This is a genomic window from Agathobaculum sp. NTUH-O15-33, assembly GCF_033193315.1.
In the GTDB taxonomy this organism is placed as follows: domain Bacteria; phylum Bacillota; class Clostridia; order Oscillospirales; family Butyricicoccaceae; genus Agathobaculum; species Agathobaculum faecihominis_A.
Window position 1 is genome coordinate 1,360,972 of record NZ_CP136187.1, and the last position, 21,722, is coordinate 1,382,693.

General features: G+C 47.4%; 26 protein-coding genes. All 26 read left to right on the top strand.

All coding sequences use genetic code 11. The features are described 5' to 3' along the window. The first annotated feature begins 63 nt into the window (after positions 1 to 63). The 26 genes from RWV98_RS07060 (at position 64) to RWV98_RS07185 (ending at position 21,687) form a co-directional block, all read left to right on the top strand. Positions 64 to 813, top strand: a complete 750-nt coding sequence (locus RWV98_RS07060) for a virulence protein (protein ID WP_317864800.1) — start codon at positions 64 to 66, stop codon at positions 811 to 813. Beyond that, entirely contained in the window at positions 797 to 1,024 is a 228-nt protein-coding gene (locus tag RWV98_RS07065) for a DUF4314 domain-containing protein (RefSeq protein WP_317864802.1), read from the top strand. Before RWV98_RS07060 ends, RWV98_RS07065 begins: the two co-directional genes overlap by 17 nt. Before the next feature lie 144 nt (positions 1,025 to 1,168). Beyond that, positions 1,169 to 2,116, top strand: a complete 948-nt coding sequence (locus RWV98_RS07070; RefSeq protein WP_317864803.1) for an amidoligase family protein — start codon at positions 1,169 to 1,171, stop codon at positions 2,114 to 2,116. Positions 2,117 to 2,215: 99 nt separating this feature from the next. Next, positions 2,216 to 2,698, top strand: a complete 483-nt coding sequence (locus tag RWV98_RS07075) for a gamma-glutamylcyclotransferase family protein (RefSeq protein WP_317864804.1) — start codon at positions 2,216 to 2,218, stop codon at positions 2,696 to 2,698. Further along, positions 2,679 to 2,879, top strand: a complete 201-nt coding sequence (locus RWV98_RS07080; protein ID WP_317864806.1) for a hypothetical protein — start codon at positions 2,679 to 2,681, stop codon at positions 2,877 to 2,879. Before RWV98_RS07075 ends, RWV98_RS07080 begins: the two co-directional genes overlap by 20 nt. Positions 2,880 to 3,009: 130 nt before the next feature. Next, the gene (locus tag RWV98_RS07085) at positions 3,010 to 3,204 is read left to right on the top strand and encodes a hypothetical protein (RefSeq protein WP_317864808.1); all 195 of its coding nucleotides are present in this window, start codon (positions 3,010 to 3,012) and stop codon (positions 3,202 to 3,204) included. A gap of 111 nt (positions 3,205 to 3,315) precedes the next feature. Continuing rightward, on the top strand, positions 3,316 to 4,917 hold the full coding sequence (locus tag RWV98_RS07090) for a terminase large subunit (RefSeq protein ID WP_317864810.1): 1,602 nt from the start codon (positions 3,316 to 3,318) through the stop codon (positions 4,915 to 4,917). A 98-nt stretch (positions 4,918 to 5,015) separates the two neighbouring features. Continuing rightward, on the top strand, positions 5,016 to 5,297 hold the full coding sequence (locus RWV98_RS07095) for a hypothetical protein (RefSeq protein ID WP_317864811.1): 282 nt from the start codon (positions 5,016 to 5,018) through the stop codon (positions 5,295 to 5,297). 77 nt (positions 5,298 to 5,374) lie between these two features. After that, positions 5,375 to 6,655, top strand: coding sequence for a phage portal protein (locus RWV98_RS07100; RefSeq protein ID WP_317864813.1), 1,281 nt, complete (start codon positions 5,375 to 5,377; stop codon positions 6,653 to 6,655). Between the two features lie 71 nt (positions 6,656 to 6,726). Beyond that, complete coding sequence (locus RWV98_RS07105; RefSeq protein WP_317864815.1) at positions 6,727 to 7,464, top strand: head maturation protease, ClpP-related; 738 nt, start codon at positions 6,727 to 6,729, stop codon at positions 7,462 to 7,464. A gap of 6 nt (positions 7,465 to 7,470) precedes the next feature. Beyond that, positions 7,471 to 8,670, top strand: coding sequence for a phage major capsid protein (locus RWV98_RS07110; protein ID WP_317864817.1), 1,200 nt, complete (start codon positions 7,471 to 7,473; stop codon positions 8,668 to 8,670). Between the two features lie 65 nt (positions 8,671 to 8,735). Further along, entirely contained in the window at positions 8,736 to 9,011 is a 276-nt protein-coding gene (locus RWV98_RS07115) for a head-tail connector protein (protein WP_317864819.1), read from the top strand. Beyond that, on the top strand, positions 9,011 to 9,343 hold the full coding sequence (locus RWV98_RS07120; RefSeq protein WP_317864821.1) for a phage head closure protein: 333 nt from the start codon (positions 9,011 to 9,013) through the stop codon (positions 9,341 to 9,343). The genes RWV98_RS07115 and RWV98_RS07120 overlap by 1 nt, the downstream gene beginning before the upstream one ends. Position 9,344: 1 nt before the next feature. Further along, positions 9,345 to 9,731 (top strand): HK97 gp10 family phage protein, encoded by a 387-nt coding sequence (locus RWV98_RS07125; protein WP_317864822.1) that lies wholly within the window; start codon positions 9,345 to 9,347, stop codon positions 9,729 to 9,731. Next, positions 9,724 to 10,047 (top strand): hypothetical protein, encoded by a 324-nt coding sequence (locus tag RWV98_RS07130; protein ID WP_317864823.1) that lies wholly within the window; start codon positions 9,724 to 9,726, stop codon positions 10,045 to 10,047. The genes RWV98_RS07125 and RWV98_RS07130 overlap by 8 nt, the downstream gene beginning before the upstream one ends. Next, positions 10,044 to 10,703 (top strand): major tail protein, encoded by a 660-nt coding sequence (locus tag RWV98_RS07135; RefSeq protein WP_317864824.1) that lies wholly within the window; start codon positions 10,044 to 10,046, stop codon positions 10,701 to 10,703. Before RWV98_RS07130 ends, RWV98_RS07135 begins: the two co-directional genes overlap by 4 nt. A gap of 3 nt (positions 10,704 to 10,706) precedes the next feature. Next, positions 10,707 to 11,084: a hypothetical protein gene (locus tag RWV98_RS07140; protein WP_317864825.1), complete on the top strand. Its 378-nt coding sequence runs from the start codon at positions 10,707 to 10,709 to the stop codon at positions 11,082 to 11,084. 242 nt (positions 11,085 to 11,326) lie between these two features. After that, entirely contained in the window at positions 11,327 to 11,794 is a 468-nt protein-coding gene (locus RWV98_RS07145) for a hypothetical protein (RefSeq protein ID WP_317864826.1), read from the top strand. Between the two features lie 102 nt (positions 11,795 to 11,896). Next, on the top strand, positions 11,897 to 14,812 hold the full coding sequence (locus tag RWV98_RS07150; protein WP_317864827.1) for a phage tail tape measure protein: 2,916 nt from the start codon (positions 11,897 to 11,899) through the stop codon (positions 14,810 to 14,812). Positions 14,813 to 14,815: 3 nt separating this feature from the next. Continuing rightward, positions 14,816 to 15,178, top strand: coding sequence for a hypothetical protein (locus RWV98_RS07155; RefSeq protein ID WP_317864828.1), 363 nt, complete (start codon positions 14,816 to 14,818; stop codon positions 15,176 to 15,178). Positions 15,179 to 15,191: 13 nt separating this feature from the next. Next, positions 15,192 to 17,051, top strand: coding sequence for a hypothetical protein (locus tag RWV98_RS07160; RefSeq protein ID WP_317864829.1), 1,860 nt, complete (start codon positions 15,192 to 15,194; stop codon positions 17,049 to 17,051). A 112-nt stretch (positions 17,052 to 17,163) separates the two neighbouring features. Further along, positions 17,164 to 18,492, top strand: a complete 1,329-nt coding sequence (locus RWV98_RS07165; protein ID WP_317864830.1) for a hypothetical protein — start codon at positions 17,164 to 17,166, stop codon at positions 18,490 to 18,492. Between the two features lie 14 nt (positions 18,493 to 18,506). Further along, positions 18,507 to 19,910 (top strand): hypothetical protein, encoded by a 1,404-nt coding sequence (locus RWV98_RS07170; protein ID WP_317864831.1) that lies wholly within the window; start codon positions 18,507 to 18,509, stop codon positions 19,908 to 19,910. Between the two features lie 86 nt (positions 19,911 to 19,996). Then, complete coding sequence (locus RWV98_RS07175) at positions 19,997 to 20,410, top strand: phage holin family protein (protein WP_317864833.1); 414 nt, start codon at positions 19,997 to 19,999, stop codon at positions 20,408 to 20,410. A gap of 2 nt (positions 20,411 to 20,412) precedes the next feature. Beyond that, a complete protein-coding gene (locus RWV98_RS07180; RefSeq protein ID WP_317864834.1) occupies positions 20,413 to 21,348 on the top strand; it encodes an N-acetylmuramoyl-L-alanine amidase in 936 nt (311 codons plus the stop codon). Between the two features lie 141 nt (positions 21,349 to 21,489). Beyond that, positions 21,490 to 21,687 carry an SHOCT domain-containing protein gene (locus RWV98_RS07185; RefSeq protein ID WP_317864835.1) on the top strand — a complete coding sequence of 66 codons (198 nt, stop codon included), beginning with the start codon at positions 21,490 to 21,492 and terminating at the stop codon, positions 21,685 to 21,687. Positions 21,688 to 21,722 lie beyond the last annotated feature (35 nt).

Here is a 21,722-nt window from a genome sequence, read left to right on the forward strand (position 1 = left end):
AGAGTGATATATGTATGTACCAAAAGCCAAGTAAGTTGGCTTCAAACAAAGTAGGTACTTACCATGAAAGTTATTTACAACATTACCGACAGAAAGCCTTTTGTAAAGGCACTGGAAGAAATCACAGGGGCGAAAGCAGTCTACATGAAAACCCCAACCTACGCATACACGGTGGATTATTTTACCGTGACCCGTGAGGGCAACCTTACCTTCAATGACACGGCAGACAGCGAGGAAATCGAGCGTGTGCTTGAGGAACTTGACCAGAGAGGTTTTCACTGCGAGAGTTCCGAATATGATGAACCCCAGCCGGAAATGGGCTGTGAGGAGCCTTTGGAGGACTGCCCGCCTGCATACGGACTGCCGGAAATCGAGCCACAGGGCGAAACCGTGGGGCTTACAGTGGCAATGCCGCTTGATAAGGTGCTGGTCGGCAACCTTACGAACCTCTTGGAAGCCAAGGACAGCCTTATCAAAAAGGCACTGGGAATCAGCGCACTTCCGATTGAAATCACAGAGGAGCAGATTTCCTTCCCTTGGTTTTCAGACGGCTTGGATGCAGAAACGGTCAAAGCCTACACCGACTTCATTGCAGCCCTCTGCAAAATGAGCCGGGAGCAGAAACGCATCTCCAACATGGAAAAAGCGGTGGAGAATGAAAAATACGCATTTCGATGCCTGCTCCTTCGGCTGGGATTTGTGGGTGCCGAGTACAAGGCAGACCGAAAAATCCTGCTGAAGAATCTGACGGGCAGCAGTGCATTCAAGAGCGGTTTGAAAAAGGAGGCGGCAGGCGATGAGATTTCCGAGTAAAGAGATTGTGGAGCGGGTACGCAGTCAGTACCCCGCAGGAACGAGAGTGGAGCTGGTGCAGATGGACGATGTGCAGGCTCCGCCAGTCGGCACAAAAGGAACTGTATGGGGTGTGGATGATACTGCCGCCATCATGGTTCGCTGGGACAACGGAAGCGGACTCCATGTAGTCTATGGCGAGGACAGCTGCAGGATAATCCATGAGGAGTAACCGCCATAAAATACACAGTTTTAGCGGCTTCATGAGGGCAGATATTTGTCCAGTATATATCGCTGAAATGACTTGCTATTATGTGGTTTTAGAGCGAATATGTGTACTACCAAAAGGAAAACACACCAAACGGAGGTACATACGATGAACGAAAAAATCACAAGACAGGTTGAAGAAATGAAACAACAGACCATCGGAGTTGAGGTCGAGATGAACGGCATCACAAGGGATAAGGCAGCAAGGCTTGCAGCCACTTACTTCGGAACAGGCAGATACGAGAACACAGCCGGACGCAACGGCTACAGCACTTGGTCAGCTTGGGATACAGACGGCAGAGAGTGGAAGTTCCAAAAGGATGTCAGCATTGCAGGCTGCGACAGCGAGAAATGCGAGCTGGTAACCCCAATCCTTCACTACGCAGACATTGAAACCTTGCAGGAACTTATCCGCAAACTCCGCCACGCAGGAGCGAAAAGCGATGCCACAAGGGGCTGCGGAGTCCACATCCACATCGGAGCAAACGGGCATACCCCACAGACCATGAGAAACCTTGCGAACATCATGGCAAGCCATGAAAGCCTGATAGCGGATGCCCTTGACCTCGACAGAGGAAGGATGCACCGCTACTGCAGAACAGTTGACCCACGGTTCTTGGAGCAGGTCAACAAGAGAAAGCCGAAGACGATGGCGGCACTTGCAGACATCTGGTACACCTCAAACGGAGCCAACTACGGCAGAGACCACCATTACAATGACAGCCGCTACCATATGCTTAACTACCATGCGACCTTTACCAAAGGGACCATCGAGTTCAGACTTTTCCAGTTCGATGCCCCAGCAGACGGCAAGCTGAACGGACTTCATGCCGGACAGCTGAAAAGCTACATTCAGCTTTGCCTTGCACTGAGCCAGATGGCGAAAACGGTAAAGACTGCCAGCCCCAAGCCACAGCAGAATGAAAATCCTAAATACGCCATGAGGACTTGGCTCCTCCGACTCGGCTTCATCGGAGAGGAGTTCAAGACGGCAAGAGATATCCTTACCAAGAGACTGGCAGGAGATACAGCCTTCAGAAACGGCAGAGCCGCTTGAAGGAATCGCAGGAGTTAGCCTCCTGCCACCTTACCCCGACCGCTTCGGCGGTCTTAAGGTGGTAGAAGGGTAACCCCTTCGGAAAGGATGGATACCATTATGAAGAAACGATACTACCTTGCCTACGGCAGCAACTTAAACATCCGTCAGATGCGGATGAGATGCCCATCGGCACGAATCATCGGAACAGCAGAAATGAAGGATTATGAACTGATTTTCAAAGGCAGTCAGACAGGTGCATACCTTACCATTGAATCCAAACTTGGAGCGAGTGTTCCCGTGGCCGTCTGGTCGGTGACCGATGAGAATGAAGCGGCACTTGACCGCTACGAGGGTTTCCCCACCTTCTACTACAAGAAGGAGATGCAGCTGCCGATTAAGGGCATCAAGTCCGGCAAGACCAGAATCCGCGACTGCTTCGTGTATATTATGCACGAGGAGCGGAGCATCGGAGTTCCGTCACTCGCCTATGTGAGTATCTGCCTTGAGGGGTACATCAGCTTTGGATTTGATGAACATTTCCTTGCAGAAGCACAGCTAAAATCAGAGGAGGCATTTGGATATGAAAACAGAAATCGCTGAACTTAAAATCTGCCCACGCTGCGGAAAAGCCTACCACGGTGCGCCTGCCCTTTCGAGGGCAGACAGCGAGACCCTCATCTGCCCGGACTGCGGCACCAGAGAAGCCTTGGAGAGCATCGGTGTAAAGCCATCTGAGCAGGAAGAAATCCTCGAAACCATCCATCGCTCCATGCGTGGATAAAACCGTAAAATACACAGTTTTCCGCTTAAAAGATTGTGTAGTATATGCCGAGAATTGAGTGGATATATAGTGCTTTCAGCGGTAATATGTGTACTACCGAAAGGGAAAAACACAAACGGAGGTACATAAAATGACAAAATTTGAAAGAGATTATAAGGATGCAAAAGAAGGAAACGAAATCGAGGTAATTACAAAGCGCAAAGCGGAAATTGAAAAGCTTACCCGTGAGGGAAAAAGCTGCAAAAACAACTTTCGCAGAACCTGCATTGCACAGGATTTAACCAGATTAAAGGCAGAACTTAGAAAGATTGAAGAACTTTTCTAAACACAAACAAAACTGAAAATTCCAAGAACGGAGCCAAACGGCTCTGTATCTTGTTCGAGATTTGCCTATGGCAGTTCATTTTTTATGCCATAATGAAGGGAGTGGCGGCATTTGCGAAAACTGAAAAAATACAAACCTACCAAGTTCAAAGTAAAGGACAGTCATTATGATGAGGATGCGGCGGACTTCGCTGTTGACTTCATTGAGAGCCTGTGCCACACCAAAGGCACATGGGCAGGAAAACCCTTTGAACTAATCGACTGGCAGGAGCAGATTATCCGAGATATATTCGGAACACTGAAACCAAACGGGTATCGGCAGTTTAATACAGCCTATGTGGAGATCCCAAAGAAGATGGGAAAATCGGAGCTGGCGGCGGCAGTCGCACTTCTTCTGACCTGTGGGGACGGAGAGGAACGTGCCGAGGTTTACGGCTGTGCTGCCGACAGACAGCAGGCTACCATCGTGTTTGATGTGGCGGCGGATATGGTTCGGATGTGTCCGGCACTAAATAAGCGTGTGAAGATACTGACCTCGCAGAAGCGGATCATCTATACCCCTACCAACAGCTTCTACCAAGTGCTGTCGGCAGAAGCCTATTCCAAGCACGGCTTTAATATACACGGGGTGGTATTTGATGAGCTGCACACTCAGCCGAACCGAAAGCTGTTTGATGTTATGACCAAGGGTTCCGGCGATGCTCGTATGCAGCCGCTGTATTTCCTTATCACAACAGCCGGGACAGATACCAATTCCATCTGCTATGAAACGCATCAGAAAGCAAAGGACATTCTGGAGGGCAGGAAAATTGATCCTACCTTCTACCCAGTGATTTACGGTGCAGATGAAGCAGATGATTGGACAGACCCCAAGGTATGGAAGAAAGCCAATCCGTCTCTTGGCATCACGGTTGGACTGGATAAGGTCAAAGCCGCCTGTGAATCGGCAAAGCAGAATCCGGGCGAGAAGAATTCCTTCCGTCAGCTTCGTTTGAATCAATGGGTCAAACAGGCAATCCGCTGGATGCCTATGGACAAGTGGGACAAATGCTCCTTTGCCGTCAGCGAGGAAGATTTGGAGGGGCGTGTCTGCTACGGCGGTCTTGACCTTTCCTCTACTACGGATATTACGGCATTCTTATTGGTGTTCCCGCCACTGGATGAGGAGGACAAATTCAGCATCCTGCCATTCTTCTGGGTGCCGGAGGAAACCCTCGACCTGCGTGTCCGCCGTGACCATGTTCCCTATGATGTGTGGGAACGGCAGGGATATTTGCAGACCACAGAGGGTAATGTGGTCCATTACGGCTACATTGAGAAGTTCATCGAAAAGCTGGGAGAACGATTCAATATCCGTGAAATAGCCTTTGACCGCTGGGGTGCTGTGCAGATGGTGCAGAACCTTGAGGGCATGGGATTTACAGTCGTTCCATTCGGACAGGGATTTAAGGATATGAGTCCTCCGACCAAGGAACTGATGAAACTGGTGCTGGAGCAGAAGGTTGACCACAGCGGCCACCCGGTTCTTAGGTGGAATATGGACAATATCTTCATCCGCACCGACCCTGCAGGAAACATCAAGGCGGACAAGGAAAAGTCCACAGAGAAGATTGACGGTGCAATCGCAACAATTATGGCGCTGGACAGAGCCATCCGCTGTGGAAATGATACCGGGGATTCCGTGTATAACCATCGTGGGATTTTGTTTATCTGATGCAGATTGTGCAGCCGCCTATGATTTTCTAAAATCATAATCCGGCTGCAGGTTTTTCTGATATACTTGTCTTATCAGAAAGCGGGAGGTCAGCCAATATGAACAGAGAAACAGAATTTGAAAATTTTTTGATGCTGGAGAAAACAATCAATAGCAAAAAAGCAGTGTCCTCCAGAATGTCGAAAGCAAGAAAAGCTGAAGATATACTCGGACAGAAATTAGATATCATCGTGTCAGATGACAATCTGATGTATGATTCACTGGTTGCATTGAAGCCACATGAAGACCCAGCGCATACACCAATGCAAAATGCTGTGAGAAAGTATTATAAGTTCTGGAATGGAAAGGAATTCCCACAGCTTCGTTATTACAGAAGATAATGTGATTAGGCGGAGAGCATCTATCAGCAATGGTAGGTGCTTTTCTTATACCAGTTTTTGAAAGGAGCGTGATTTTTATGGGATTATTCAGCGGACTTTTTAGGTCGAGAGATGCACCTACAAACAGTACGGCAGGCAGTGCCTACCGATTTTTCCTTGGCGGAAGCACCTCCGGCAAGCCAGTTAATGAACGGTCTGCCATGCAGATGACGGCGGTGTACTCCTGCGTGAGAATACTATCGGAAGCTGTGGCAGGTCTGCCCCTTCATTTATACAAATACAGTGCAGATGGCAGTAAGGAGAAGGCAGTGGACAATCCGCTGTATTTTCTCCTGCATGATGAGCCGAACCCGGAAATGACATCCTTTGTATTCCGTGAAACGCTCATGACTCATCTTTTGCTTTGGGGAAACGGCTATGCCCAGATTATCCGAAACGGTAAGGGCGAGGTGGTGGCACTGTATCCGCTGATGCCGAACCGAATGACGGTTGACCGGGATGAAAAGGGCCATTTGTACTACCAGTACCAGATGCAGGATTCCGATGCGCCCACCATGAAAAACGGTACTGTTACACTGAAGCCTACCGATGTGCTTCACATACCGGGTCTCGGCTTTGATGGCCTTGTTGGCTACTCTCCCATTGCGATGGCGAAAAACGCTATCGGCATGGCGATTGCCTGCGAGGAGTACGGTGCCAAGTTCTTTGCAAACGGTGCGACACCCGGCGGACTTCTGGAATATCCGGGAACGGTCAAAGACCCGGAGAAAGTCAGGGAGTCTTGGAATAAAGGATTCGGAGGGAGCAGTAATTCCAACAAGGTAGCAATCCTTGAGGAAGGAATGAAGTACACACCGATTTCCATTTCCCCAAATGAAGCACAGTTTTTGGAAACAAGAAAATTTCAAATCAATGAGATTGCTCGAATTTTCCGAGTGCCGCCCCACATGGTCGGTGATCTGGAGAAATCGAGCTTTTCTAATATTGAGCAGCAGTCTTTGGAGTTCGTGAAATATACCTTGGAACCGTGGCTTATCCGATGGGAGCAGGCTATGGCGAGGGTACTGATTTCACAGAATGACAAGGCTGCATTTTTCATCAAATTCAATGTGGACGGACTGCTCCGTGGGGATTATGCAAGCCGTATGAGCGGCTATGCCACTGCAAGGCAGAACGGCTGGATGAGTGCAAACGACATCCGTGAACTTGAGAACCTTGACCGCATCCCTGCTGAAGACGGCGGTGATTTATACCTCATCAACGGTAACATGACCAAGCTGTCAGATGCGGGAATATTTGCAAATGGGGACCCCGGCAAGTCGAATGACTTGTTGGGGAGAGGACGAGCAGTGAAATGAGTGAGTTTTTGTGCTTGCACGGAAATGAACGATATGAAACTTGCGAGGACGAGGAAAGGAGGAAAAATCAGATGAAGAAGTTTTGGAACTGGATGAACAGGACGGTGGCCAATCAGGAAACACAGGAGAGGACGCTGTTTCTAAACGGCACAATCGCAGAGGAAAGCTGGTTTGACGATGATGTAACACCACAGCTTTTCAAGGAAGAGCTGGAATCCGGCGGCGGTGACATTACTGTCTGGATTAACAGTCCCGGCGGTGACTGCGTGGCGGCCGCCCAAATCTACAATATGCTGATGAACTACAAAGGCAGTGTGACGGTCAAGATTGATGGCATTGCGGCATCAGCGGCGAGTGTCATTGCAATGGCAGGAACAAAGGTGCAGGTCTCCCCTGTGTCCATGATGATGATTCACAACCCTGCCACCATTGCTTTTGGAGATACAGCGGAGATGGAGAAAGCCATCGCCATGCTCTCCGAGGTAAAGGAATCCATCATCAATGCCTACGAAATCAAAACGGGATTGTCCCGTGCCAAGCTGTCGCACCTTATGGATGCGGAAACTTGGATGGATGCCAACAGTGCTGTAGAGATGGGATTCGCAGATGAAATCACACAAAGGAGCAGTACGGATACCGTAGAAGCTCCGCAGGTCAGCATGGTGTTTTCCCGTGCGGCTGTCACAAATTCCCTTATGGATAAGCTGGCAGCCAAGTGCAGAATCGCACAGAAAACGAAATCAGAAACCAAACAAATCACAGCCGACTCCCTTATGGAGCGACTGGACTTAATGAAAAATTGGAGGTAAGAGATTATGACTATTTTGGAACTGAGAGAAGCACGTAACAAGGCATGGCAGGGTGCCAAGGCATTCGTGGAAAGGAAGCGTGACAAGGACGGTCTGCTTTCTGCGGAGGATGCAAAAGCCTATGCCGATATGGAAAAGAAAATCAAGGATTACAGTGCGGAGATTGAACGCATGGAGCAGATGGAAGCAATGGAGAATGAACTGAACAAGCCTGTGAACATTCCGATTGTCGCAAAGCCTATGACGGCTGACAATAATGAAAAGCCTAAGACAGGCCGTGCATCTGATGAATACCGTGAGGGTATGCTGAAGGCGCTCCGCACCAATTTTAAGCAGGTGTCCAATGTTCTGCAAGAAGGTGTGGATGCTGACGGCGGCTACCTTGTGCCGGAGGAATACGACCATCGCTTGATTCAGAAGATGGAGGGTGCAAATATTATGCGTTCCCTTGGTCATGTTATCACAACCAGCGGTGAGCATAAAATTAACATCGCTGCCACCAAGCCTGCAGCGGCATGGATTGAGGAGGGCGGTGCGCTTACCTTTGGCGATGCGACCTTCGACCAGATCCTGTTGGATGCACACAAGCTACACGTTGCCATCAAGGTGACAGAGGAGCTTCTGTATGACAATGCATTCGGTCTTGAGAACTACATCATTGATGAGTTCGGCAAGGCACTGGCAAACGCAGAAGAGGATGCATTCCTCAATGGTTCCGGTGTAGGGCAGCCTTTGGGTCTGTTCGCTGAAACCGGCGGTGGTACGGTTGCAAAGACCGTTGCAACCCTGACTGCAGACGATATCGTCAATCTGATTTACGCTTTGAAGAGAGGTTACCGCAAGGATGCGTCCTTCATCGTGAATGACCAGACCATCGCTCAAATCCGTACCTTTAAGGACAACAACGGAGCCTATATGTGGCAGCCTTCCTTTCAGCAGGGTGAGCCGGATAAGCTGCTTGGCTATCCTGTGCATACTTCTCAGTTTGCACCTGTGGATGCCATTGCTTTCGGTGACTACAGCTACTACAACATCGGTGACCGTGGTACCCGTTCCTTCAAGCAACTCGTAGAACTGTTCGCTGGCAACGGCATGATTGCCTATGTAGCGAAAGAGCGTGTGGACGGCAAGCTGATTCTGCCGGAAGCTGTGCAGATTTTGAAAATCAGAGGTACGGCAGCAACTGCGAAAACTGCAAGCAAATAAGAAACCTGTGGTGCCGTCCTTTTGGGCGGCACTGCTTATTTTATGAGAACGAGGTGGTGACAGATATGATTGTAACCCTTGAGGAGATGAAGCAGTATCTCCGTGTAGATTTCCCGGATGATGATTCGCTGATTGAGTACCTGCTTTCCAGTGCAGAGAAAATCTGCATGGATATCATGCGAACAGATGATGCCAATGCGCTCCAATCTGAGCCGAATGCAAAGACAGGGGTTCTGTATACGGTGGCATATTTATATGAACATCGTGAGGATGCAGACTATCATGCGCTGATGATTACCCTTCGAGCCTTGCTCTTTGGCAGCAGACGGGAGGGATTCTGATGGACATTGCACTTTTGAATGTAAGGGTGGTATTCCAAAAGTCCACTGTAGGTGTGGATGCCATCGGCAATCACAAAAATGAATGGACAGAATCCTATTCCTGCTATGCCACAGTCAGCGGAGAGAACGGTAAGGAAACCACAGCGGCGGGCATTACCGTGGACGATTCCGATTTAAGTTTTTCTGTCAGATATAGTCGAGCCGTGTCGGAAATCAATAACACGGAATACCGAGTCCTCTTTGGCGGAGAGATTTACAACATTCTGTCGGTTGACCACATGAATTACAGGAACAAGTCCGTGAAATTCAAATGCCAGAAAGTGAGGCGGTAACATGGCAAACAACAGTATCAGTCCAGATCAGCTGGCAGCTGCCGTCATGGAAGGTCTGAAAGAATATGCGGACCTTGCCACAGATGATATGAAAAAGGCAGTTAAGAAAGCCGGGACATCCGTGAAAAAAGAGATACAGCAGAATGCTCCTTCTGACACTGGTGCTTATGCGAAAAGCTGGGCAGTAAAAACGGAAAAGGAAACCTGGGATTCCATTCAGCTGATTGTTCATTCCAAGAACCGCTATCAGCTGGCACATCTTCTGGAGCATGGTCATGCCAAGCGTGGCGGCGGCCGTGTAGCAGGAAAAGTACACATTGCCCCGGCAGAGGAAAAGGCTGTCCGTCAGCTGGAGGAAGAAATCGAAAGGAGCCTGCAGAATGGATAAACTGATACAAATCATGAACGAGGTGGGCATCCCCTTTGCCTATGACCATTTTGCAGAGGGAGAATCGCCTGACCCGCCGTTTATCTGCTATCTGCTCCCCGGCAGTGACAACTTCGCTGCGGACGGCAGAGTTTATTATAAGATAAACGATGTGCATATTGAACTGTACACCGACACCAAGGACTTGTTGGCGGAACAGAAACTGGAGGATGTGCTGGATAAATACGGCATCTTCTATGCAAAGTCCGAAACGTGGATCGACAGCGAAAAGCTGTATGAAGTCCTATATCAATTTGAAATGGAGGGTTTGAAATGAGCCTTAAAAAGAATAAAGTAAAATTCAATATCTGCAACGTGCATTATGCCCTGCAGACACTTGCCGAGGACGGAACGATGTCCTTTGGTACACCTGCCCCTATGCCCGGTGCAGTATCCTTGGCACTGGATGCAAATGGTGAGCCGTCCAACTTCTATGCAGATGGATATTCCTATTACACCATTTCCAACAACATGGGTTATGAAGGCGATCTGGAACTGGCGATGGTGCCGGAGAAATTCCGTACCGAGGTGCTGAAGGAAGAATTGGACAGCAATAAGGTGCTGGTAGAGAACGCAAATGTGGAAACGGCAAACTTTGCACTGCTTTTCGAGTTTGACGGTGATGTGAAGAAAATCCGTCATGTCCTGTATAACTGTGCGGCAAGCCGTCCGAGTATCGAATCACAGACCAATGAAGATGAGATTGAAGTGCAGACGGAAACGCTTGCCCTGACAGCTACTCCGCTTGCCAACGGTTATGTGAAAGCAAAGACCGGGGATGATACTGCGGATACGGTATATCAGAACTGGTACAGTGCCGTTTATCTTCCGACTGCGGAGGAAACACAGCCTGCAGAACCTGCGGTGCAGTCTGCATCCGTTACTGCAAAAGCAAGTACAGCAGCCAAGACCACAGCTGTGAAGGAGGGTTAAGCTATGAGCATGAAACAGAATATTGAGATTGATGGCAAGCAGGTGCCTTTCAAGGCATCTGCCGCCATTCCCCGTATCTATCGCATGAAGTTCCATCGTGATATTTATAAAGACCTGCGTTCCTTGGAAAAGTCGGTCGGTGACGGCAGCGAGGAGAATTCCAATTTGGATATGTTCTCCCTTGAGATGTTTGAGAACATCGCCTATATCATGGCAAAACACGCTGACCCGACTATCCCGGATTCCCCGGAGGACTGGCTGGACGGCTTCAATACGTTTTCCATCTATCAGATTCTGCCCCAGCTGATTCAGCTTTGGGGACTGAATACACAGACGGATGTCCAGTCTAAAAAAAACTTCGCTCAACTGAGCGGGAAATGACAACCCCGTTATTTCTGCTCCGATGCGTACAGCTTGGTCTTTCCATCCGTGATTTGGATTTGCTTACGATTGGCATGGTCAACGATATGTACGCAGAGAGCAGGAATGATGATTATAAGTACAGAGAGGTCGCAATACAGGAGGACTTTGATAAGTTTTAATCCCCAAACATGTTGTTGAATTGTTGCACACAATGCAATATAATTATGCTAAGTTTAATTTCAAAAAAGGCGGCATATTATATGAGTTCAAATTCAAATACAACAATAAAATGGGTGTTGAATGCTATGAAAAACAAAATAATCATTCAACAGGAAATTTTCGATGCAAGCAAACCAATAATTGGGATATATGGAATATTCATTAGCATAGATAAACAGGAGCGCTGCGTTTATGTTGGACGTTCAAATAACATATATCTACGAATGTTTAGTGGTGATGATGCACACATAGTAAAACTTAAAAAGGGCATTGGTGAAAACACAGAGATTAATTTAGCGATGCAAAATAAAAATGCCAAAATAATTGTAAAGGTATTAGAGACAGTTCGATACGATTATGAAAACTACAACAAAGATATGCAAACATTAGCGTCAAGGGAAAATCACTATATTGATATCTATCAAGCATTGGGACAGTGTTTAGAGCAACGTCCAGATGGAAGTAATATGGAGTACAATGTATGGGAAACATATAAAAATGAAATGTAAATAAATTGTACAAGCATCTATCAGAAATGGTAGGTGCTTTTCTTATGCTCGGAGAAATCTGGGCTATTTTTATGCCTATTTTATGGAAGGAGGTGCATTTTCGTGGCAAACAGAATCAAGGGTATCACAGTGGAAATCGGCGGCGATACTACAAAACTACAGACGGCTTTAAAGGGTGTCAATGGAGAAATCAAGAATACGCAGGCGCAGCTGAAGGATGTGGAGAAACTCCTGAAACTGGACCCCGGCAATACGGAGCTGCTTGCGCAAAAGCACAGGCTCCTTGGGCAGGCAGTAGAAGAAACCAAAGGAAAGCTGCAAACCTTAAAGGTCGCGGCGGAGCAGGCGAACACGGCTCTTGCCAATGGGGACATTTCACAGGAACAGTATGATGCTCTTCAGCGTGAAATTATAGAAACGGAGCGTAACCTCGAAGATTTGGAGAGAGCGGCCAATGAATCTTCCGTGGCATTACAGTCTGTTGCTGCCAAAGGAGAACAGCTGAAAACGGTAGGCTCAAATATTTCATCGGTGGGTACTTCACTTTCAAAGAATGTGACAGCACCCATTATTGCAATTGGTGCTGCATCTGTGGCCGCCTTTAATGAGGTGGATTCCGGGCTGGATATTATCGAGCAGAAAACCGGGGCTGCAGGGAAAAGTCTGGAAGAGATGGAATCCATCTGTAAGAACATGGCTACAGAAATTCCTACGGACTTTGAAACAGCAGGTGCGGCCATCGGTGAGGTCAATACAAGATTTGGTGTGACGGGAACTGCACTGGAAACCCTCTCAACCAAATTTGTGAAGTTTGCATCCTTGAATAATACGGATGTTTCCACTTCCGTTGATAACGTGCAGAAAGCACTGACCGCTTTTGGTCTTGGCGCGGATGATGCCGGAGCAATGCTTGATACCATGAATGCAGTAGGACAGAAAACAGGCATTTCAATGGATACGCTTTCTGCATCTATGGTGTCCAACGCATCGGCATTTAAGCAGATGGGACTGTCGGCATCGGATGCCGCTGCCTTCCTTGGGCAGTGCGAAGTGTCCGGGACTGATACCAGTGCCGTTATGACGGGTCTTACAAAGGCATTAAAAGAAGCAACGGATAATGGGCAACCACTTGATCAGGCACTGGCTGATATCCAAAACAGTATGGTCAATGCAAAATCAGATACAGAGGGGCTATCCGCAGCGTATGAAATGTTTGGTTCCAGAGCAGGTGGTAAAATCTATGAAGCCTGCAAAAGCGGTTCTCTATCTTTCGAGGCACTTGGAACTTCTCTGACCGACAACCTCGGCAGTGTGGACGATACTTATGCGGCAACACTCGATGGAACGGATGCAATGGTTACAGGTATGAATGCACTAAAGATTGCAGGAGCGGCAGTGGGAGATGCCATTGGAACGACCCTTGCACCTATCCTGCAGGCATTGGCAAAAAAGCTGAAGGAGTTTGCTGACTGGTTTACAAAGCTGTCTCCGGGTATGCAGCAGATGATTGTAAAGATTGCGATGATTGTTGCAGCTGTGGGGCCAGTACTTGTTATCATCGGCAAGGTCGTATCCGCTGTTGGCACGATTATGACTATCGTTCCAAAACTGGCAGGAGTCATCCATGTAGTCAAAGGAGCATTTGCTGCACTGAATGCAGTCATGCTTGCTAATCCTATTATGCTGATCATTGCGGCGATTGCAGCCCTTGTGGCGGCATTTATTTATCTTTGGAATACCAACGAGGACTTCCGCCAGTTCTGGATTGACCTGTGGGAGAACATCAAGGAAGTAGCCATTGCCGTATGGAATGCCATCAAGGAGTTCTTTGTTGCTGTATGGGAGGGCATCAAATCCGTTGCAGAAACGGTATGGAATGCGCTGGCATCCTTTTTCACTGGCTTGTGGGAGGGCATCAAGACTGTATTTACTACGGCAGTCACAGCAATTTCCACCTTCCTATCCACTACTTGGAATACGATAAAAACGGTGGTTACTACTGTGTTTACAGCAATCCAGACCTTTTTCACTACGGTGTGGAATACCATCAGCACGATTGTGACAACCGTGGTCACGGCAATTCAGACGTTCCTTACCACAGCTTGGAATGCCATCAAGACGGCAATTACTACGGTTCTGACAGCCATTCAGACAGTGGTAACTACAGTATGGAATGCTATTAGCACCTTTATCGCAACCATCATTACGGCAATCCAGACTTTCCTGACTACGGCTTGGAATACCATAAAGACGGTCATTACCACGGTATTGAATGCGATAAAAACAGTATTCACAACCATCTGGAATGCAATAAAAACGGTCATTACCACTGTGGTAAACGGCATTAAAAATACAATTACCACGGTCTGGAACAACATCAAGTCCACAGTATCCTCTGTGGTAAATGGTATCAAGTCAGCAGTGAGCAATGCCTTTTCTGCTATGTGGAACGGCATCAAAAATACCATCAGCGGTATCTACAATACCATCAAGGGTGGATTTGACAAGGCAGTCGGCTATATCAAAAATCTTGCATCCTCTGCCTTTAACTGGGGCAAGGATTTAGTCATGGGCATCGTAAACGGAATCAAAAGCTGTATCAGTGCGGTAGGTGATGCCGTCAGCGGTGTGGCAAATAAAATCAAGTCCTTCCTGCACTTCTCCGTGCCGGACGAGGGTCCTTTGACGGATTACGAAACTTGGATGCCGGATTTCATGAGCGGACTTGCCAAGGGCATCGAAAAGAGCAAGGGTATGGTTGCAAATGCGATGGACGGTGTGGCTGCTGATATGGTGGTAAATCCGAAAATCAGCACGGCTGATACCAGCGGAATCCTTGGCGGTGCATCTGCAGGAGATGCTCTTGCTGGCATTACTACAGCAATTACCGAAGCACTGGCAGGTGTGGGAGGTCAGGGCGGTGACATTGTTATCCCGGTTTACCTTGGTGGCACCATGCTGGACGAAGTGGTAGTGAATGCACAGCAAAGAACGAATTTAAGAAGCGGAGGGAGATAAGCGATGGCATTTATACAGTATTTGAATTTTGATAATACGGCTCTCCCTCTGCCGGATTCGTATGATCTGGACTTAACGGATGTGGAAGCAGACTCCGGCGGAGAAACAGAAGCCGGAACAACGCAGCGTGATGTGGTGCGGGCAGGAGTGGTCACGATTAGTGTGTCCTTTTCTGTCAGTGCCGCATGGCTGAAACGGCTGACGGCTTATTCCAAACAGCCGAAAATAGCCGTGCAGTATTTTGACACAGAGGATTTAGCACTGAAGGAAACAGAAATGTATATCACAGGTTATAAGGCGAAGCTCTATAAGGATACTTCGTACAAAAGTTTGTGGTCGGTGTCCTTCACGTTGAACGAATTTTAAGGAGGTGGTGTCTTTGTATCCTGTATCACAGGCATTTATGGATGCAATCGAAAGCAATACAAGAAAATATTACTGGACAGGCACCATTGTCACGAAGAACAAAAAAGAATATGCCTTTGGTAATGAGGATATCGTCAAGGGCAGCGGATATATCACAAGGCAGTGCTGCGGAAGCAGTGAGATTGAACTGGGTACGGTCTATGCGGCAGAGATGGGCATCACACTGTTTTCAGACATTGACCGCTACACCTTGGATGAGGCAGAGGTCAGGATATACTTCCACCTCATGCTCCCGGACGGAACAGAAGAATCCATTCCTATGGGTGTTTTTGAAATCAGCGAAGCCAACAGGCATATCAAAACGCTGGAACTTAAAGCCTATGATTATATGCTCCGATTTGAGAAAGCACTGAAACTGACAGCATCCGGCGGTACTGCTTATAGCTTTCTTTTGATGGCGAGTACCGAGTGTGAGGTGGAACTTGCACAGACCAAGGCAGAAATCGAAGCCATGCCAAACGGCAAGGAAACACTGGGTATCTACTCGGACAACGATATGGAAAGCTACCGTGACCTCATTTTCTATGTGGCACAGGTACTTGGCTGTGTGTGTCTGGTAAACCGGGAAGGAAAGCTGGAACTCATCCCTTACGGTATTTTGCCCGTGGCGGAGGTGACCAGCAGACATCGTTATGACAGCAGTTATTCTGATTTTGTCACACGGTACACTGCGGTATCCTCCACAAACCTCATAACAGAAGAATCAGAGTATTACGCACTTGACCCGGATGATGCTCTGACACTGAATCTTGGTGTCAATCCGCTTTTGCAGTTTGGTCTGAAAACTACAAGAGCAAGGCTGATAACCAATATTCTGAATGCCATCGCTGTGGTGGATTATGTACCGTTTGACAGTACCACCATCGGCAATCCGGCATTTGACCCAATGGATGTGCTGCGCTTCTCCGGCGGTCATGCCGATGAGAAACAGCTCTCCTGCATTACAAGCATTACCTATAAAATTAATGGAAAGCACAGCTTGAAGTGCGTGGGTAAAAATCCCAAGCTGGCTGCGGCAAAGAGCAAGAATGACAAGAACATCACTGGCCTGCTGAATCAGATTGAAGCTGGAAAAATCGTGGTGTATAACTTTGTCAATGCTTCTCCCTTTACCATTGGCAGTTCCAATACAGAGATTATGGCGATTACCTTTACCTCCAAGGAAGAAACCACCGCCACCTTTTTGGCAGAAATTCTCTTTGAAGTTGTAAATGATGAAGTGATACGCACTATTCATGGCACAGTACCGACTACCGATGAAGAAGGAAATACAGACAGCAAAGAAATTGATTTTACTTTTTCAGAGGTTGGGCAGTCAGAACTTACGGTTACCTACAAGATGAACAATGAAGAGATCAAAACCTTTTATCCGAAAAAGACCTGCATCAACGGGAAGCACATCCTTACGCTGTTTCTCCCAATCACGCAGGTTATCGCCAACAGTGAAAACACGCTGTCGGTTTATTTCAAAATGACTGGCGGTACGCTGACCATCGGGGAATCACAAATCCGTGCAACCATCAGCGGACAGGGACTTGTGGCAGGTATCGGTGACTGGAACGGACGTATCAGCATTTCCGAGACCATTGACCGTATTCCGATTGCACAGACGGCTTTCGGTTATGATGCCTTTATGGATACCGTGACGGCTGTATTTCCAAGAATTATTCTTCGTCCGATTACACAGCAGATTACACGCATTCCGATTATGGAAAGTGGGTTCACATATCATCGTTTGAATGAGCGAGTGACGGCTGTGGAGGTTATCAAGACCTTTACAATGGACAAGGACGTCCCGCCGCATTCTGCATGATCAGCGGTTATGTATTCGTGTCCTCTGGGGAAGAAATCAATGCAGGTCAGCTGCAGCATCTGACGGTTAATACAGAGCCGTTTGAACGAGTGGAGAAATTGGAGGTGACAACGTGCTGATAGATGAAACAAAATATATCTGGAAACGGGGCGGTAATATGGAAATTTCTTTTGCAGAAAGTCCATATGCCGCTTATTTTACATGCCCACTAAAAGTGTATCTGATCGAGGGAAGCGCAGAGGTGTTGATTTATACAAATGAAGAAATGACAGAGCTTATCTTTGAGGGCAGTCTGCCATTCGAACCGATTAACCCTATAGCCTGTGATGCTTTGTTTTTTGTGTTAATAAGTGAAAATACGTTACTGCATATTACGGCAGAAGTGGGAACAGAAAAAACAGTGCTTCTTCCCTTTTTAAATACAGCAGAAAATATGGAATACATTAGCAACAGCTACAACGATGACAGCACCTATAATACTGCAGGGATAGATGGATTTATGTTTAATGGCATCACATCCAATCCGCTGTATATTTCAAGCAATCACTGGGTCGGGTTTGGCATCAGTTCGGAGCAGCTTAGAATCCTTCGTAGGGATGGCTGCTCCACTGCCATCTACAGACAGCTTGGAGAAACCACCAACGGACTGCAATTTCTTAAAATTCGCTTTGAAGGCTACACGGCGTACAACAACCGAGTGGATGCCACAAGGCTGATATTTGAACTGTTCCTGCTCTCCAACAACGATATGTTCCTGAATGTCATTCAGACTCCGACCAGCACCGGGTATCTGGGAACATCGGATATGATATGCGGCGGAACTACTACAGCACTGACACTGGCAGACGGCAGCGGCCGAACGCAGGTCAGCTTTTATCATCAGAACGATGGCGGGCGAACATGGAATATCGTATATGCCATGTATGAGGAAACTGACACCTACTCCTTTGCCTATCTGGTACGGCAGGCAGATGCTTTTTATACCTATGCAGATGGTGCGTTGACCGAGGTGGCGATTGAAACGCTGTCGGCGGCAATGTTTTTAAAATACGGCTTTGAGAAAATCCCTCCCGCAGAAATTCTGACACCCATCGACAATATGCAGATGTATCTGTGGAAAGCCGGAGGTGCGGAGGAACTGCTGAAAGCAAATGTGAAAGCCTATCCGTATCCGCAGGTGTTAAATGCCGTGGCAGATATGAGCCATATTTCCATTCTCGGCATCAAGATAATGACGGCAGAGTATTCCGGGAATGTCACTGTGTCAATTTCTGTCGATAATGGGCAGACCTACTCGGAAGATATGACCCTTGGAGATTTGCTGAATACCGATGTGGAGGAACTTTATAACAGCTTAAGCGAGGAAAAACGTTTGATGCTTCGGTTTACGCTCCATGACAATGCAGCCATCTCACGCTTCAAGATTACCTACATCAATTAAAGGAGGAGAACCAAATGTTGAAAGGTAAAATGAAAATAGAACTGACGGACGTCCATACGGGCGAAACAGAAACGGTGCTTGAACAGAATATGGTGACCAATGCACTGGCCAATATCTTCAAGCCGATGGGACTGGATAAGTCACCTGGCAAAATGCTAAACGGCATGAACCCTTATTATCAAAATGTCCTTGGCGGTCTATTGCTATTTGATTCTGAGATCGAGGAGAATACCAACAATCTGTATCCGCCTTCTACAGTCAATCTGATTGGCTGTGCTTCCTATGGTGTTCAGAACAATACCACAGGAACACTCCGTGGTGGATTTAATCAGACGGAAAGCGAACTGAATATGACTGACCGTTATATGAAATATGTGTATGACTTTACAACCTCGCAGGCAAACGGCACGATTTCCAGTGTCTGTCTGACGCATAAAAATGGCGGCTACACTTCCTACGGCGGAAAGGATGCGCCGTTTGGAAGCAACTACGGGCTTGGCATGCAGGTCTGTGACGGGCATCTGCAGTATGTTTATACGAATTACACGGGAGCAAGTACTGGGGATAAGTATTCCGGAATTAGCATTGGTACGACAGAAGCAATTTTTCTTATCAATATGGATGAAGATGCCGTGTATTATTTCCGCATTGATAACAATAAGAAAATTACGATTACCAAACGCAGAGCCTACATGAAATCCGTGTCGGTGTTGGAAAATCCATATTCTACAAAGCCGCTCATTGATTCTTTTGAACTTGAGGAACTGAAAACTGAACTGCCGACCAATTATATCTCCTACAATTTTGATATTGCAGACAACTGCCTGTACATCGTAAACAGTGCGGCTTCTTATCTTGATGTCAATGGTACCTTTTATGTAACAAAAGTCAGCTTTTCCAATTGGAAGGTCACGCAGTATACCATGACCAACACGACACCGGAGCGCATTAGCCTTGGCGGAATGAGAACTTCTTATGTCCACAGAGGTTATATTATCTTCCGTGGATATAACAACTCAAGCCACGTCTACAAGATGGAGATTGGAAATTCTGCCAATGTGGAGCTGCTGAAACTTGTGAACTTCACATCAGTGACAGGAACATTTGCAATGGCTATCAACGGCAGGATTTATATTGAGGGTTACAGCAGCAGTACCTATTATCTGTATGTGATTAACCTTGATACAGATGAAATCCTGAAGGTGGAAGCATCCCGCATCATCGGCGGCAGTAATTACCCTTGCTATACCCCGGTGCTGAATGAGCCGATGCTGTGGTTTGCAAGCTACGGAAACTATTCAACCATTGGATATTTCATTATGTCCAACTATCTGGCAACCATCAATAACCTGTCTGAACCCGTGACGAAAACGGCGGATAAGACCATGAAAGTCACGTATATCATTCAGGAGCAGTAACAACTTCATATTTGAAAACGAGGACTATCCAGTTTTGGACAGTCCTTTTTTCATACACAAAAATCAAAGAAAGCGAGGAATTTTACATGAAAGAATTCTGGAACACGATTCAAATTGTCTTTGCGGGCATTGGCGGCTGGCTTGGGTACTTCCTTGGCGGTTGTGACGGTCTGCTCTATGCACTGATTGCCTTTGTGGTGGCAGATTATCTCACGGGAGTGATGTGTGCTATCTCTGACCACACGCTTTCCAGTGAGGTGGGCTTCAAGGGAATCTGCCGAAAGGTGCTGATTTTTCTGCTTGTGGGGATTGCAAACATCCTTGATATGCAGGTCATTGGGACAGGCTCTGTGCTGCGTACCGCAATCATTTTCTTTTACATCTCCAATGAAGGTGTATCCCTGTTGGAAAATGCCGGACACCTTGGTCTGCCTATCCCTACGAAATTGAAAGAAGTTCTTGCACAGCTGCATGACCGCAGCGAGAAAGGAGACGAATAATTATGGCTTATACAAACAGTCCTCTTGTAGTTTATACGGGACTCAGTCCGAACCATTCCGGGCAGAGAACCCATGCCATTGACCGCATCACACCTCACTGTGTGGTCGGTCAGTTATCCGCAGAAACCATCTGTGCCTGCTTCCCGGCAGGACGGGATGCAAGCTGCAATTACGGCATTGGCACAGACGGCAGAGTGTCCCTTTGCGTGGAGGAAAAGAACCGTTCTTGGTGTTCCTCCAGCAGTGCCAATGACCAGAGAGCCATTACCATCGAGTGTGCCAGTGATAAGACAGAGCCGTATGCCATGAACAGTGCGGTGTATAACTCCCTTATCAAACTCTGCACGGACATCTGCAAGCGTAACGGAAAGAAGAAACTTCTGTGGTTTGCCGATAAGGACAAGTCCTTAAGCTATGCTCCAAAGTCTGATGAGATGGTCATTACCGTGCATCGCTGGTTTGCCAATAAAAGTTGTCCGGGAAATTGGCTGTATGCAAGGCTTGGTGATCTGGCGGCAAAGGTAACAGCGGCTCTTGGCGGAGTAGCAAATGCTCCAACTGCAGACAGCACAGCCTGGTATCGTGTCCGTAAGACTTGGGCGGACAGCAAGAGCCAGCTTGGAGCATATAAGGAACTTGCCAATGCAAAAGCCTGTGCAGACAAGAATCCGGGATATAGTGTGTTTGATGTAAATGGTGTAAACATCTACACATCTAACACAACTCCTGCCGCCGTTCCGTTCATGGTTCAAGTGGCGATTCCTGACCTTAACATCCGCAGCGGGCCGGGAACCGATTATACCAAGACCGGCCAGTTCACTGGCATCGGCTCCTTCACCATTGTGGAAACGGCCTCCGGCGCTGGCTCTTCTACCGGCTGGGGCCGACTGAAGTCTGGCGCTGGCTGGATTTCCTTGGATTTCTGCACGAAGATTTAACTGAATATTTGCTGATATGACTATGCCTGCTGAGGAGTAATTTCCTTGGCAGGCATTATTTTTTTACGGCTTCGGTTCTTAAATGGTACGTTTCTGTCCTTTCCCTGTTAGAGGTAATGACCTCAGAATAGGAGGGCAATTATGGATACAATTGAAAGCGGCGCGTTAAGGCTAGCTATTACAGACGAACAGATGCAGAACGAATTTGATTATATGATGGCACAGCAGCAGCTGAAAAATATGCTTAAGAACGGTTTGATTTCGCTGGCTGAATTCGACAAAATCTCGGCTTTAAATCTTGAAATATTCTCCCCGGAACTGGCATCAATCATGGCGTAAAATCGTTGCTATTTCAAGGGGTAAGCGGTAATATG